The sequence below is a fragment of the Streptomyces sp. NPDC059906 genome (assembly GCF_042730645.1).
Classification (GTDB): Bacteria; Actinomycetota; Actinomycetes; order Streptomycetales; family Streptomycetaceae; genus Streptomyces; species Streptomyces rubrogriseus.
In genome coordinates this window covers 36,134-50,416 of sequence record NZ_JBHWKU010000018.1, presented here as the reverse complement: position 1 = coordinate 50,416, position 14,283 = coordinate 36,134, and the positions used below count along the sequence as shown (strand labels likewise).

Below are 14,283 nucleotides of genomic sequence, written 5' to 3'. Positions count from 1 at the left end.
GTCAGCGGAACCTGCGCACCCCCGACGGCGTCACCACCGCGTCCACCGGCCGGTCGTGCGGCTCCGCGGGGACGTGCGCGACGACCTCCCCGTCGTAGAGCAGCACCAGCAGCGCGGGGCGCGCGCCCGCCGCCGCCAGCCGGGCCAGCACCCGGTCGTACGAGCCGCCCCCGCGCCCCAGGCGCAGCCCGCGGCCGTCCACCGCGACCCCCGGCAGCAGCACGACGTCCGCCCGCGTCACCGCCTCCGGCCCCAGCCGCTCACCGGCGGGCTCGAACAGCTCCATCCGCCCGCCGTGGCGCACGCGCGCGAGGGAGCCCTCCCCGGTGTACTCGCCCCAGTCCAGGTCGTTGTCCGGCAGCAGTGCGGGCAGCAGCACGCGCACCCCCCGCGCGCGCAGCGCGTCCAGGAGCGCGAGGGTGCCCGGCTCGGCGCCCACGGAGACGTACGCGGCCACGGCGTGCGCCCCCGCGACCTCCGGCAGACCGAGGGCCCGCCGGGCCAGCGCGTCCGCGGATTCCCGCACGTCATCCGGCGTCATCCGGGTACGCGCCGCGAGCAGGTCCCGCCGCAGGAGGCGCTTGCCGGGTCCGTCCGCGGGGTCGTTGTGAGGCAATGGTCACTCCCGTACCACTCTGATCTGCTCATATGAGCGCGAAGGCTCAGGCGACACAGATTCTCCCAATAGGCACCGGATATGGTGGCGCGCATGACTCAGTCCCACCCCAGGATCAGCAAGGCTGTCATCCCAGCAGCCGGTCTCGGTACCCGGTTCCTGCCGGCCACCAAGGCCACTCCCAAGGAGATGCTGCCGGTCGTCGACAAGCCGGCGATCCAGTACGTGGTCGAAGAGGCCGTCACCGCCGGCCTTGGCGACGTCCTCATGGTCACCGGCCGCAACAAGCGACCACTCGAGGACCACTTCGACCGCAATTACGAACTGGAGTCCGCCCTCCAGAAGAAGGGCGACGCGAGCCGCCTGGCCAAGGTCCAGGAATCCAGCGACCTCGCGATGATGCACTACGTCCGCCAGGGCGACCCCAAGGGCCTCGGCCACGCCGTGCTGTGCGCCGCCCCGCACGTCGGCCACGAGCCCTTCGCGGTCCTGCTGGGCGACGACCTGATCGACCCGCGCGACCCCCTGCTCCAGCGCATGATCGACGTCCAGGAGCAGTACGGCGGCAGCGTGATCGCCCTCATGGAGGTCGCGCCGGAGCAGATCCACCTCTACGGCTGCGCGGCCGTGGAGAGCACCGCGGACAGCGACGTGGTCAAGGTCGGCGGACTGGTCGAGAAGCCGGACCCGGCCGACGCCCCGTCCAACTACGCCATCATCGGCCGCTACGTGCTCGACCCGCACGTCTTCGACATACTCCGCAAGACCGAGCCCGGCCGCGGCGGCGAGATCCAGCTGACCGACGCCCTCCAGCGGCTCGCCGAGGACGAGTCCGTCGGCGGCCCGGTGCACGGCGTCGTCTTCAAGGGCCGCCGCTATGACACCGGCGACCGCGGCGACTACCTGCGTGCCATTGTCCGACTCGCGTGCGAACGTGAAGACCTGGGCCCGGACTTCCGGACCTGGCTCCGCAGTTACGTAGCCGAGGAGATGCAGGGACGTTGAGCAGCAGCGCGCACCGTGACACCGGCCACGACCACGCCGCCGCGGGCCCCGGCCCGGACCGGCTGTGGTCGGTGCAGGACCACCTGGACGACGTCCTCGCCACCGTCCGCCCCCTGGACCCCATCGAGCTGAACCTGCTCGACGCCCAGGGCTGCGTGCTGGTCGACGACGTCACGGTGCCGCTGTCCCTGCCACCGTTCGACAACAGCTCCATGGACGGGTACGCGGTGCGGGTCACCGACGTCGCGGGCGCCAGCGAGGAGTTCCCCGCCGTCCTGGACGTCGTCGGGGACGTCGCCGCCGGCCAGGCCGAGGCGCCGTCCGTCGGCCCCGGCCAGGCCGCCCGCATCATGACCGGCGCCCCGCTGCCGCCCGGCGCGGAGGCCGTCGTGCCCGTGGAGTGGACCGACGGCGGGTCGGGCCAGGGCCCGGCCTCCGGAATGCGGGCCCGCAGCCTGGCCCCGGAGGGCGCCGAGGGCCACGTGCACGTGTACCGGCCGGCCGAGGAACGCGCGCACGTACGCGCCAAGGGCAGCGACGTCCGCTCCGGCGACCGCGCCCTGGCGGCGGGCACCGTCCTCGGCCCCCCGCAGATCGGCCTGCTGGCCGCGATCGGCCGGGGCACGGTACGGGTGCGCCCGCGCCCGCGCGTGGTGGTGCTCTCCACCGGCAGCGAACTCATCCAGCCCGACGAGCAGCTGGCGTCCGGTCAGATCTACGACTCCAACAGCTTCGCCCTCACCGCGGCCGCCCGCGACGCCGGTGCCATCGCCTACCGGGTGGGCGCGGTCGCCGACGACGCCGAGACACTGCGGGCCACCATCGAGGACCAACTGGTGCGCGCCGACCTGATGGTCACCACCGGCGGGGTGAGCGTCGGGGCGTACGACGTGGTCAAGGAGGCGCTGGCGCACGTCGGCGACGAGGACGAGCCGGGCGGCGGCGTGGACTTCCGCAAGCTCGCCATGCAGCCCGGCAAGCCCCAGGGCTTCGGCTCCGTCGGCCCCGACCACACCCCGCTGCTCGCCCTGCCCGGCAACCCGGTGTCGTCGTACGTCTCCTTCGAGCTGTTCGTGCGCCCCGCGATCCGCACCCTCATGGGACTGCCCGACGTGCACCGTCCGACGGTCACCGCGTCCCTGGCCGCGGACAAGGCGCTGACCTCGCCGAAGGGCCGTAGGCAGTTCCTGCGGGGCAGTCACGACGGCGGTTCGGTCACCCCGGTGGGTGGCTCCGGCTCGCATCTCGTGGCCGCCCTCGCGCAGGCGAACGCCCTGATCGTCGTCCCCGAGGACACCGAGTCCGTCGAGCCCGGCACCGAGGTCGAGGTGGTCCTGCTCGGCTGAGCGGTGCCCGATGGCGGTAGCGTGTCGCGCACAGCAGGCCCACGCGCCGCACCGCGCCGGGCCAGGACCGGGAGCGCCACACGAGCATGAGTACCCAGGACCGGCCGTCCGGGAGCGGACAGGACCCGCAGGACCGGCTGACGCACATCGACGAGGCGGGCGCCGCCCGGATGGTCGACGTGTCCGGCAAGGACGTGACCGCCCGCACCGCCCGCGCCAGTGGACGCGTCCTCGTCGCGCCCCGCGTGGTCGAGCTGCTGCGCGGCGAGGGCGTGCCGAAGGGCGACGCCCTGGCCACCGCGCGGATCGCGGGCATCATGGGCGCCAAGCGCACCCCCGACCTGATCCCCTTGTGCCACCCGTTGTCGGTCTCCGGTGTGAAACTGGACCTGTCGGTCGCGGACGACGCCGTGGAGATCACCGCCACGGTGCGGACGACGGATCGCACGGGCGTCGAGATGGAGGCGCTCACCGCGGTCTCCGTCGCCGCGCTCACCGTGGTCGACATGGTCAAGGCGGTCGACAAGGGAGCGGTCATCACGGACGTGCGGGTGGAGCAGAAGACGGGCGGCAAGTCCGGCGACTGGCACCGGTCATGACGCCGGACGCCGGCGCGGGAGGCGCCCTCCCCGGGCCGTACGCCGCCCTGGTGGTCACGGCGTCCAACCGGGCCGCCGCCGGTGTCTACGAGGACAAGGGCGGACCCCTGATCGCCGAGGGGCTGCGCCGCTTCGGCTTCGACGTCGACGGCCCGCGGGTCGTCCCCGACGGCGACCCCGTGCAGGCCGCCCTCCGCGCGGGCGTCGAAGCGGGCTACGACGTCGTCGTCACCACCGGCGGCACCGGCATCTCGCCGACTGACCGCACCCCGGAGGCCACCCGGGCCGTGATCGACCGGGAGGTCCCGGGCATCGCGGAGGCGATCCGGGCGTACGGCCGGGACAAGGTGCCGACCGCCGCGCTGTCCAGGGGACTGGCCGGGGTGGCGGACGGCACGCTCATCGTCAACCTGCCGGGCTCGTCCGGCGGGGTGAGGGACGGCCTCGCGGTGCTGGAGCCGCTGCTGAAGCACGCCGTGGACCAGATCCGCGGCGGCGACCACCCGAGACCGGCCAGCGGTGGGGGTGCGAGCTGAACGGCCCGTCCTGGCCCGCCGAGCTGACGGACGGCGACATCGTCCTGAGGCCGATAAGGCTGCGCGACCAGCGGACCTGGCGCGAGGTCAACCGGCGCAACCGGGACTGGCTGCGCCCGTGGGAGGCCACCATCCCGCCGCCCGGGCCCGGCGGCCCGATCGCGCACCGGCCGACCTACCGTCAGATGGTGCGGCACCTGAGGTCCGAGGCCCACGCGGGCCGGATGCTGCCGTTCGTCATCGAGTACCAGGGGCGGCTGGCCGGCCAGTTGACGGTGGCCGGCATCACCTGGGGCTCGATGTGCTCCGGACACGTCGGCTACTGGGTGGACGAGGCGGTGGCCGGCCGCGGGGTGATGCCGACGGCGGTGGCGCTGGCCGTGGACCACTGTTTCCGCACCGTCGGACTGCACCGCGTCGAGGTCTGCATTCGCCCCGAGAACGCGCCCAGCCGCCGGGTCGTGGAGAAACTCGGATTCCGTGAGGAGGGTCTCAGGCCGCGTTATCTCCACATCGACGGAGCCTGGCGGGACCATCTCGTCTTCGCGCTCACCGCGGAAGAGGTTCCCGAAGGACTGCTGCGGCGATGGCACCGGTCACGGCACCGCAGCACCCCCAACGCGGGGAACAGCGGCAGCACCGGCAACACCGGGAATTGAATAAACGTTCGAAATTGATCGGGCCGTGACCGTCCCGAAGCGGATAATTTCGCTGTCCTGGCAGTCGGCTGATCGGATCGATCACAAGAAAAGTTCGAAATATCAGCCAGATCGTGCGACACACCGGCTCAATTGGCGGATGGCCTCACGCAAACCCCTCTACCGTGTGAGGCGTGAGCAGCAGCGGCCTCATCTACGCAGTCATCGTCGGGGCCTGGGCCGCCTACTTGGTGCCGATGTGGCTCCGTAGGCAGGACGAGCTGAACGAGGCCCGTCCGACCGAACGCTTCAGCACCGCCATCCGGCTCCTGTCCGGACGGGCCGGCATGGAGCGCCGGTACGCCAAGGACCTGCGGTCGCGCTCCGCCGACGCGGCGGGGCCCGACACCGACGCCCCGGACGCCGTCACCGACTCGGTGGACGTCCGGGCCTTCGCCGTGTCCAGGACCCGACGGCACACCCGGCCGACCCCGCCCCGGCAGGCGGCGGAGCGGCCCGAAGCGGCGCGCCCGCGGGCGGGCGGACCCGAGGACGGCCCGAGACCCGGACAGTCCGCGGAAGCCGGCCGCCAGGCCGGATCCGGCGCGGCACCGGCGCGGGGGCGGGTGCCGCAGGCGCGGCGCGCACCCGTCTCACCGGCGGCCGCGGCGCGGGCCCGGCGCAGCAAGGCGCTCGCCCGCCGCCGGCGCACCACCGTGATGCTGTTCCTGGCCTTCACGCTCGGCTCGGTCGTCGCGGCGGTCGGCGGGCTCGCGTTCCTGTGGGCGCCGGGAGTGCCCGCGGTGCTGCTCAGCGCCTACATCGCCCATCTGCGGGCGCAGGAGCGCCGGCGCTTCGCCTTCCAGATGGACCGCCGCCAGGCCGAGGCCGCCGCACAGCGACTGCGCGACCGCGACCCCCGCCCGCGCCGGCGCGGACCCGCCCCCGCCGCTCCCGGCACCGTCGGCGACCTCGACGCCGAGGAGCCGGACGACGGACCCGAGACGGAGTCCGGCGCCGGAATGTCCGCACTCGCCGCGGACCGGCGCGCCCTGGTCGAGCAGACCGACCACGCCGAATGGGTCGACCAGCAGCGCGAACGCCGGGGGCGCCCGCAGGGCGACAGCTGGGACCCGGTGCCGGTGCCCCTGCCCACCTACGTGACCGCCCCGGTCGCCCCCCGCGCCACGCCCGACGTGGACCTCGCGGCGCCGGACGCGTGGAGCTCGGCCCGCTCCTCGGCCGTCCCGCCCGACCAGGAGGACGCCGCCCGGGCCTCCGGCGCGGACCGGGACCGCCCGGCGGACGCAGCGGCGCACGCACCGGCCGAGGAGCGTCCGGAGACCCCGGGCCGCAGCGGTGCCCGCCGTGCCGCGTCGGCCCGCCGGGCCAGGGAGCGGGGCCGCACGCCGCTCTTCGACCAGTACGACGACGGTGACCGTCCGCGCGCGGCCAACGAGTAGCCGGAAGGGATTTTTGAGCAGGCCGGACGGGGTGCTAGAGTTTCACTCGTTGCAAGGGCCTGTGGCGCAGTCTGGTAGCGCACCTCGTTCGCATCGAGGGGGTCTGGGGTTCAAATCCCCACAGGTCCACGCACATTGACGAAGGTCCCGTCCGATCATCACGATCGGACGGGACCTTCGTCGTTTCCCGGCCCCGGCCCCAGCCCCGGCCTCGCCCCGCCGTCGAGACGCATCCGTGATCATGTACAGCGCAACCATCGGTGTTTCCCATGGGTCACCTGTGCGCGGTGTCACGCAGTGGCACCTTCTTGTCGTCCGGGGAACGGAAGAAGCACACATGAGACCTAACTCCCTGCGCCCGCCGTGGGCGCGTGCGGCCGTGGCCGGGGCGGCCGCCGCCGGGCTCGCCGCGGCCGGACTGGCCGGACTGGCCGGCGTCGCGCATGCGGCGGACGACCAGGTGGCGAATGGCGGGGCGCCGCTCCCCGTCACCATCACCGGCCCGGACCGGGTGGGTCTGGCGCTGGACGGGGCCGAGAGCGAGCCCGGCGAGCCGCAGATCCGCCTGGGGCTCACCGGCCCGGGGGAGGAGCCCGACGGCGATACCGAGCCACAGCCCCTCCCCAACAACGGCTACGAGATCACCGTCGACGCGACCGCGCTCAAGGGCTTCGCGAAGGTCACCCTGCCCGAGTGGTGCGAGGCGGACGGCCTCGTCGCCGTCTGCCACGAGAGCACCCTCTACCCCGGCTCCTCGCGCAACCCGAGCTGGAAGATCCGCCTCGACCCGAAGGACACCGCCGAGGCCGGCGACCACGGCACCATCAAGGTCACCGGCAAGGGCGAGGGCCTGGAGTTCACCGAGCACACCGTCGACGTGCTCGTCGGCGGTCCCGAGCTGCTCAAGAAGAAACTCCCCGTGGAACCCGAGGGCTTCCGCCCCGGCGACACCTACCGGGCCCCGCTCGGCTTCCGCAACGTCGGCAGCATGCCGGCCCACGGCGTCGTGCTCCGCTTCGCCGGCACCCGCGGCCTCTCCTTCCCCGAGTCGTACGACAACTGCTCGTACGCCGAGGAGAACAAGGACAACCTGATCCGCTACCGCCAGGTCGCGCTGTGCACCTTCGAGGGCGAGTTCCTGCACGGCATGGCCTACGAACTGAGCGAGCCGGTAGAGGTGAAGACCGCGGACTTCGCGCTCGGCGACATCTTCACCTACGGCTTCGACGCCCTCGGCGCCGAGGCCGCCGACGAACTGCGGGCGGGCGCCGGGCACCGGAAGGGAACCGGCAGGACGCTCACCCTCGAGCCGGTCGAGAGCGGCCACGTCAGCGACTACTCCAAGTACGCCGAGATCGACCTGCCCACGCAGAACACCTACGACCTCGACCTCACCGGGGCGCGGGTCGCGGGCGAGCAGGGCGAGACGGTCACCGTCGACGTCCGCATGAGCAACCACGGGCCCGCCTGGATCGGGTCGCTGCGCGCGGGCGGCGAGCCGCTCGACTTCACGGTGCGGATCCCCGAGGGCGCCGCCGTCGTCGAGAGCCCGTGCGAGCCCCTGGACGACCAGAACCCGGCCGTCTACCGCTGCTCCGCCGACACCCCCTTCCTGGAGGACGACGCGCGCACCTTCCCCTTCAAGCTGCGCATCGACAAGGTCGTCGCGGGCGCCAAGGGCAAGATCGCCCTGCCGGACTACGACAACCCGTGGGAGGGCGACCCGTCCAACGACACCGGCTGGATCGTGCTCAACGGCACCGGTGACGAGGAGACTCCGGGCGACACCGGCGGCAGCACCGGCGGCCCGGACTCCACGGGCGGTACGGGCAGCACCGGCGGTTCGCAGACGACGGGCGGCACCGGGACGACCGGTGGCTCGGACACGGCCGGGGGGACCACCGGCGGCACCTCCACCGCGGGGACCAGCGGCGGCAGCACCGGCGGTCAGTCGCCCCAGGGTGGTGCGGGCGGCGTGCTGGCCTCCACCGGCTCCACGGTGCTGCTCGGCTCGGCCGGCGCGGTCCTCGCGCTCGCGGCGGGCGGTGTCCTGTACGCCGTCTCACGCCGCCGCAGGACGGGCGGCACCGAGGCCTGACACCGGCCGCGCCGCGCCGCGCGGCTACGGGACCCGGAGCGCCTTCGCGTAGCAGAGGCTGTCCTCGTGGAAGCGGTAGTAGCCGAACTTCCCGCAGGGCTCGTAGCCGCTGGACGTGTACAGGGCCACGGCCTCCGGCTGCTTGGTGCCGGTCTCCAGCACCATCCGGGTCCGGCCCGCCGCACGGGCGTCCTCCTCCAGGGCGGCCAGGATGCGGCGGGCCAGCCCGCGCCCGCGCACCTGCTCGATCACGAACATCCGCTTGAGTTCGGCGTCCCCGTCGAGATTGCCCTCGTCGTTGGCGTCCTGGCAGCGCCAGCCGCCCGAGGCGACCGGCGTGTCGTTCTCGTCGTACGCGATCAGGTACTGGCCGTTCGGCGGCGCGAAGTCCGACGGGTCCAGGTGCGTGGCGTCGCCGCCGTCGCCGTAGCGGATGTCGTACTCGGCCTGGACCTCGTCGTTGAGCTTCACGGCGTCGGGGTGGTCGAAGGGGACCCGGCGTATGTTCATTCTTCCTACCGTATATCGATGCGGAGTCCGGAGCGGGACACCGTCCAGTGTGCCGGTATCGTGCCGGGATGCTCACCGTGACCTCCGTCAACGTCAATGGCCTGCGCGCCGCCGCGAAGAAGGGCTTCGTGGAGTGGCTCGCCGGCACCTCCGCCGACGTGCTGTGCCTCCAGGAGGTGCGGGCCGAACCCCACCAACTGCCGGACCACGTCGGCGCGCCCGAGGGCTGGCACGTGACGCACGCCCCCGCCGCCGCCAAGGGCCGCGCCGGTGTCTCCCTCTACACGCGCCGGGAGCCCGACGCCGTCCGCGTCGGTTTCGGCTCGACGGAGTTCGACGCCAGTGGCCGCTACGTCGAGGCCGACCTGCCCGGTGTGACGGTCGCCTCCCTCTACCTCCCCTCCGGCGAGGTCGGCACCGAGCGCCAGGACGAGAAGGTCCGCTTCATGGGCGAGTTCCTCGCCTACCTGAAGGACCTGCGCGAGCGGGCCGCCGCCGAGGGGCGCGAGGTCGTCGTGTGCGGCGACTGGAACATCGCCCACCGCGAGGCCGACCTGAAGAACTGGCGCGCCAACAAGAAGAACTCCGGCTTCCTGCCGGAGGAGCGGGAGTGGCTCGGCCGCGTCCTGGACCCGGCCGAGGGCGGGTACGTGGACGTGGTGCGCGCGCTGCATCCGGACGCCGAGGGGCCGTACTCGTGGTGGTCCTACCGGGGGCGGGCCTTCGACAACGACTCGGGATGGCGCATCGACTACCACCTCTCCACTCCCGGGCTGGCCGCCAGGGCGCTCAAGGGGTACGTCGAGCGGGCCGCCACGCACGCCGAACGCTGGTCCGACCACGCGCCGGTCACGGTGGTCTACGGCCCCTGACGGCCGGGGCGGCGGAGGGCCGGCCCGGTCTGCTCCGACCCCTTGCGCATCCGCCGGTCCAGGGCCAGGGACAGCTCCGCCTCCACCACGCTGCGGGCCAGCGGGCGCAGGCGGTGCAGCTCCGGTTCGGGGGCGTGGCGCAGTATCAGGTCGGCGAAGAGTTCCGCGAGGGCGTCGGCGTGCTCGCGGACGCGGACGCCGGCCTGGAGGACCTCGCCGAGCGGGATGCCCTCGCGGACCAGGGCGGAGGAGACCTCAAGCAGGCGGTGGCTGATGTGGACCAGTTCGTCGCCGTCGGTGCCGAGGTAGCCCAGCTCCATCGCGGCCGCCAGGTTCTCCGGGGTGACCTCGCCCTCGAAGCGGGCGGCGAGTTCCTCGGGGGTGAGGCGGACCGGGGTCTCCTCGGTGGGCTCGCCGAGGCCGAGCAGGTCGCCGACGTCGCGGCCGTGGTCGAAGGCGTCGGCCAGTTCCGCGATGCCGTTGAGGGTGTGGCCGCGTTCCAGGAGGGCGGCGATGGTGCGCAGGCGGGCCAGGTGGTGGTCGTCGTACCAGGCGATGCGGCCCTCGCGGCGGGGCGGCGGGATCAGTTTGCGTTCGCGGTAGAAGCGCAGGGTGCGCACCGTGATGCCGGCCAGCCGGGCCAGTTCCTCCATGCGGTATTCGCGCTTCTCGGTCACGGCACGACCCTATGGCGTACCGGCGGTAACTTTCTTCCGCCCGACCCCTACCCATGAGTACGGAGCTGTTCTACGCTCCCATTGCGCCAGTGTTCACTGGCACGGTTCTAGTGGTTCCCAGTGGATCCAAACGGCTCCACACGGTCCGGCAAGCGTGGAGGCTCAGGGATGGCCGAGCACGAGCAGGTTCACGAACACGTACGGGTGGCGGTGATCGGGTCCGGCTTCGGCGGGCTCGGGGCCGCCGTGCGGCTGCGGCGCGAAGGGATCACCGACTTCGTCGTACTGGAGCGGTCCGGCAGCGTCGGCGGCACCTGGCGGGACAACAGCTACCCGGGCTGCGCCTGCGACGTGCCGTCCCACCTGTACTCCTTCTCGTTCGCGCCCAACCCGGAGTGGCCGCGCACCTTCTCCGGGCAGGAGCACATCCGCGCCTACCTGGAACACGTCGCCGACACCTTCGGGCTCCGTCCCCACCTCCGCTTCGACTCGGAGGTGAAGCGGATGGCATGGGACACCGAGCAGCTGCGGTGGGAGATCGAGACCGTGCGGGGCACCCTCACCGCCGACGTCGTCGTGTCCGCGACCGGGCCGCTGTCGGACCCCAAGGTCCCGGACATCCCCGGGCTCGACTCCTTCCCCGGCAAGGTCTTCCACTCCGCCCGCTGGGACCACGACTACGACCTCGCCGGCAAGCGCGTCGCCATGATCGGCACCGGCGCCTCCGCCATCCAGATCGTGCCGTCCATCCAGCCGGAGGTGGGCCGGCTCACCCTCTTCCAGCGCACCCCGGCCTGGGTGATGCCCCGCGTGGACCGGGCCATCAGCGGCGCCGAACGCGCCCTGCACCGGGCGCTGCCCGCCACCACCAAGCTCCGCCGCGGGCTGCTGTGGGGCATCCGCGAACTCCAGGTGCAGGCGTTCACCAAGCACCCCAACGAGCTGGGCTTCGTCGAGCAGATCGCCAAGCGCAACATGGGCGCCGCCATCAAGGACCCGGCCCTGCGCGCCAAGCTCACCCCCGACTACCGCATCGGCTGCAAGCGGATCCTGCTGTCGAGCACCTACTACCCGGCGCTCGCCAAGCCCAACGTGGACGTGGTCGCGAGCGGCCTCACCGAGGTGCGCGGGTCGACGCTCGTCGCCGCCGACGGCACCGAGGCCGAGGTGGACGCGATCATCTTCGGCACCGGGTTCCACGTCACCGACATGCCCATCGCCGAGCGGGTCGTGGGCGCCGACGGGCGGACCCTCGCCGAGACCTGGAAGGGCGGCATGGAGGCGCTGCGCGGCGGCACGGCGGCCGGTTTCCCCAACTTCATGACGGTCATCGGGCCCAACACCGGCCTCGGCAACTCGTCCATGATCCTGATGATCGAGTCCCAGCTGAACTACCTGGCCGACTACCTGCGCCAGCTCAACGTCCTGGGCGGCCGCACCGCCCTCGACCCGCGCCCCGCTGCCGTGCGCAACTGGAACCACCGCGTGCAGGAGCGCATGAAGCGCACGGTGTGGAACACCGGCGGCTGCACCAGCTGGTACCTGGACGCCAGCGGCCGCAACACCACCGTCTGGCCCGGCACCACCGCCGAGTTCCGGCGCGAGACGCGGCGCGTGGACCTCGCGGAGTACCAGGTGCTGCGCCCGGCCCCCGCGCAGACCACGGCGAAGACCACGGCGAAGGCCCCCGACACGGACGCCGAGGTGAGCGCGTGAGCCGCCTGCTGCACGTCGCCGACGGCCCGTACGCGCCGCCCGTGCCCGCCCACGAGCTGACCGTCACCGCCGCCGACGGCGCCCGGATACACGTCGAGGTGCACGGCCCCGAGAACGCGCCCGCGGTCGTCCTCGCGCACGGCTGGTGCTGCTCCACCGCCTTCTGGGCGGCGCAGATCCGCGAACTGGCCGCCGACCACCGGGTCATCGCCTACGACCAGCGCGGCCACGGACGCAGCCCGGCCAACCCGGCGTACGGCACCGAGCCGCTCGCCGACGACCTCGAAGCCGTCCTGGAAGCCACCCTCGCGCCGGGTGAGCGGGCGGTGCTCGCCGGGCACTCCATGGGCGGGATGACGCTGATGGCGGCGGCGACGCGGCCCGCGGTGCGCGAGCACGCGGCGGCCGTCCTGCTGTCCAGCACGGGCAGCGCACGGCTGGTGGCCTCCGCCACCGTGGTGCCGATGCGGGCGGGCCGTATGCGCACCTGGCTGACCCGGCGGATCCTCGGCTCCCGGGCGCCGCTCGGGCCGGTCACACCGCTCGCCCGCCGGATCCTCAAGTACGGGACGATGGGCCCCGGTTCGGCCCCGCAGATGGTCGACGCCTGCGCCCGCATCGTGCACGCCTGTCCGAGCCGGGTGCGGCACGGCTGGTCCCAGGTGCTCGACCTGCTCGACCTGGACCACGGCGTACGGGAGCTGCGGATGCCGGTGGAGATCGTGGTCGGTACGGCGGACCGGCTGACGCCGCCCGTGCACGCACGCGCGCTGGCCGCCGCCCTGCCCGACTGCGTGGGCCTCACCGAACTCCCGGGCCTCGGCCACATGACGCCGGTGGAGGCGCCGGACCTGGTCACCGGCAAGATACGGGCGCTCGCCGCCACCTACATACCCAGCGCACGCGGTGAGCGTGCCGTACCCGCCGAGGAGAGCGCATGAGCAGGGTGAGCCTGGAAGGACGCGTCGCCGTCGTCACCGGAGCCGCGCGGGGCGTGGGGGAGTTGATGGCCCGCAAGCTGTCCGCGCGCGGGGTGAAGGTGGCGCTGGTCGGCCTGGAGCCGGACGAACTCAAGCAGGTCTCCGCCCGGTTGCACAGCGACAGCGACCACTGGCACGCCGACGTCACCGACCACGAGGCGATGGCCCGGGTGGCGGCGGAGGTCAGGGAGCGCTTCGGGAAGGTCGACATCGTCGTCGCCAACGCGGGCGTCGCCACCGGTGGACCCTTCGTCGACTCCGACCCGGAGTCCTGGCGGCGGGTCATCGAGGTCAACCTGATCGGCTCGGCCGTCACCGCCCGCGCCTTCCTGCCCGCGCTGCTGGACAGCCGCGGCTACCTGCTCCAGATCGCCTCGCTGGCCGCCCTCACCCCCGCCCCGATGATGAGCGCCTACTGCGCCTCCAAGTCCGGCGTCGAGGCGTACGCGCACAGCCTGCGCGGCGAGGTCGGGCACCGGGGCGTGAAGGTCGGCGTCGGCTATCTGTCCTGGACCGACACCGACATGGTGCGCGGCGCCGACCAGGACGACGTCATGCGGGAGTTGCGGCAGCGGCTGCCCTGGCCGTCCAACAAGACCTACCCGCTCGGCCCGGCCGTCGACCGGCTGGTGGAGGGCGTCGAACGCCGCTCCGCGCACGTCTACGGGCAGTGGTGGCTGCGCGGCATGCAGGGCGTGCGCGGCTACCTGCCGGCCCTCATCGGCACCGTCGGGCAGCGTGAGATGCGGCGCTTCGGCGACCGGCTGAACGGCAGGCGGATCGGCCTGGTCGGCGCCGGTGGAGCGGCCGACGAACACCGTCCGACCAGCGCGACTACGGTCCGTAAGTGATCGACATGCGCACGGTCACGGCCCATGTGAATCTGATCGAGCACCCGGCCGATCCGGTCGGGCCCGATCACAGGAGTGAACCCACATGGGTATGAAGGACCAGTTCCAGGACAAGGCCGAGCGCATGCAGCAGCAGGGCAAGCAGCGTGCCGAGCAGGCGCGGGACCAGTTCCAGAACCGCGACCGCCGTCGCGACGAGGACGAGAACGACCCGTCTTCCCCGGCCTCGCGTCGCCGCGAGTCGGAGCACCAGGACCCGTCCTCGCGCCGTCGTGACGAGGACGAGCGCCTCCAGGACAGCTTCGACGCCTGACGCGCCGCCGCTGAGGTGAGAGGGCGCCCCCCGGGCCGACCGGGTGGGCGCCCTTTCCCGTGC

At 73.0% G+C, this 14,283-nt stretch carries 15 protein-coding genes and 1 tRNA gene; 13 read left to right on the top strand and 3 right to left on the bottom strand.

Annotated features, from left to right (window positions below):
* Position 1: 1 nt before the first annotated feature.
* Positions 2-616 (bottom strand): 5-formyltetrahydrofolate cyclo-ligase, encoded by a 615-nt coding sequence (locus tag ACFV9J_RS25435; RefSeq protein WP_385357413.1) that lies wholly within the window; start codon positions 614-616, stop codon positions 2-4.
* 93 nt (positions 617-709) lie between these two features.
* Between ACFV9J_RS25435 and galU the strand changes: the two genes are divergently transcribed.
* The 8 genes from galU to ACFV9J_RS25395 all read left to right on the top strand — a co-directional run bounded on the left by galU (position 710) and on the right by ACFV9J_RS25395 (position 8,301).
* Entirely contained in the window at positions 710-1,621 is a 912-nt protein-coding gene (galU, locus tag ACFV9J_RS25430) for a UTP--glucose-1-phosphate uridylyltransferase GalU (RefSeq protein WP_385357410.1), read from the top strand.
* Positions 1,618-2,967 (top strand): gephyrin-like molybdotransferase Glp, encoded by a 1,350-nt coding sequence (glp, locus tag ACFV9J_RS25425; protein ID WP_385357408.1) that lies wholly within the window; start codon positions 1,618-1,620, stop codon positions 2,965-2,967. Before galU ends, glp begins: the two co-directional genes overlap by 4 nt.
* Before the next feature lie 86 nt (positions 2,968-3,053).
* Positions 3,054-3,566 (top strand): cyclic pyranopterin monophosphate synthase MoaC, encoded by a 513-nt coding sequence (gene moaC, locus ACFV9J_RS25420; RefSeq protein WP_385357406.1) that lies wholly within the window; start codon positions 3,054-3,056, stop codon positions 3,564-3,566.
* Positions 3,563-4,102, top strand: a complete 540-nt coding sequence (locus tag ACFV9J_RS25415) for a molybdenum cofactor biosynthesis protein B (RefSeq protein ID WP_385357404.1) — start codon at positions 3,563-3,565, stop codon at positions 4,100-4,102. Before moaC ends, ACFV9J_RS25415 begins: the two co-directional genes overlap by 4 nt.
* On the top strand, positions 4,099-4,761 hold the full coding sequence (locus ACFV9J_RS25410; protein WP_385357611.1) for a GNAT family N-acetyltransferase: 663 nt from the start codon (positions 4,099-4,101) through the stop codon (positions 4,759-4,761). Before ACFV9J_RS25415 ends, ACFV9J_RS25410 begins: the two co-directional genes overlap by 4 nt.
* A 173-nt stretch (positions 4,762-4,934) precedes the next feature.
* On the top strand, positions 4,935-6,203 hold the full coding sequence (gene glpR / locus ACFV9J_RS25405; protein WP_385357402.1) for a gephyrin-like molybdotransferase receptor GlpR: 1,269 nt from the start codon (positions 4,935-4,937) through the stop codon (positions 6,201-6,203).
* A 55-nt stretch (positions 6,204-6,258) separates the two neighbouring features.
* A tRNA-Ala gene (locus ACFV9J_RS25400) sits at positions 6,259-6,332 on the top strand.
* 208 nt (positions 6,333-6,540) lie between these two features.
* Positions 6,541-8,301: a hypothetical protein gene (locus ACFV9J_RS25395; protein ID WP_385357400.1), complete on the top strand. Its 1,761-nt coding sequence runs from the start codon at positions 6,541-6,543 to the stop codon at positions 8,299-8,301.
* A 24-nt stretch (positions 8,302-8,325) separates the two neighbouring features.
* Here ACFV9J_RS25395 and ACFV9J_RS25390 read toward each other — a convergent pair whose 3' ends face one another.
* A complete protein-coding gene (locus ACFV9J_RS25390; RefSeq protein WP_385357397.1) occupies positions 8,326-8,811 on the bottom strand; it encodes a GNAT family N-acetyltransferase in 486 nt (161 codons plus the stop codon).
* Positions 8,812-8,879: 68 nt separating this feature from the next.
* On the opposite strand from ACFV9J_RS25390, the gene ACFV9J_RS25385 reads away from it, so the two are divergent.
* On the top strand, positions 8,880-9,683 hold the full coding sequence (locus tag ACFV9J_RS25385; protein ID WP_385357395.1) for an exodeoxyribonuclease III: 804 nt from the start codon (positions 8,880-8,882) through the stop codon (positions 9,681-9,683).
* Here ACFV9J_RS25385 and ACFV9J_RS25380 read toward each other — a convergent pair.
* The gene (locus tag ACFV9J_RS25380; protein WP_385357392.1) at positions 9,671-10,360 is read right to left on the bottom strand and encodes a MerR family transcriptional regulator; all 690 of its coding nucleotides are present in this window, start codon (positions 10,358-10,360) and stop codon (positions 9,671-9,673) included. The two genes, ACFV9J_RS25385 and ACFV9J_RS25380, sit on opposite strands and share 13 nt — an antisense overlap.
* Positions 10,361-10,528: 168 nt before the next feature.
* Here ACFV9J_RS25380 and ACFV9J_RS25375 point away from each other — a divergent pair, with 168 nt between their 5' ends.
* The 4 genes from ACFV9J_RS25375 (at position 10,529) to ACFV9J_RS25360 (ending at position 14,220) form a co-directional block, all read left to right on the top strand.
* A complete protein-coding gene (locus ACFV9J_RS25375) occupies positions 10,529-12,076 on the top strand; it encodes a flavin-containing monooxygenase (protein ID WP_385357390.1) in 1,548 nt (515 codons plus the stop codon).
* Positions 12,073-13,017: an alpha/beta fold hydrolase gene (locus tag ACFV9J_RS25370; protein ID WP_385357388.1), complete on the top strand. Its 945-nt coding sequence runs from the start codon at positions 12,073-12,075 to the stop codon at positions 13,015-13,017. Before ACFV9J_RS25375 ends, ACFV9J_RS25370 begins: the two co-directional genes overlap by 4 nt.
* Positions 13,014-13,907 (top strand): SDR family oxidoreductase, encoded by an 894-nt coding sequence (locus tag ACFV9J_RS25365; RefSeq protein WP_385357385.1) that lies wholly within the window; start codon positions 13,014-13,016, stop codon positions 13,905-13,907. Before ACFV9J_RS25370 ends, ACFV9J_RS25365 begins: the two co-directional genes overlap by 4 nt.
* Before the next feature lie 85 nt (positions 13,908-13,992).
* The gene (locus ACFV9J_RS25360) at positions 13,993-14,220 is read left to right on the top strand and encodes a hypothetical protein (protein WP_385357382.1); all 228 of its coding nucleotides are present in this window, start codon (positions 13,993-13,995) and stop codon (positions 14,218-14,220) included.
* Positions 14,221-14,283: the final 63 nt, after the last annotated feature.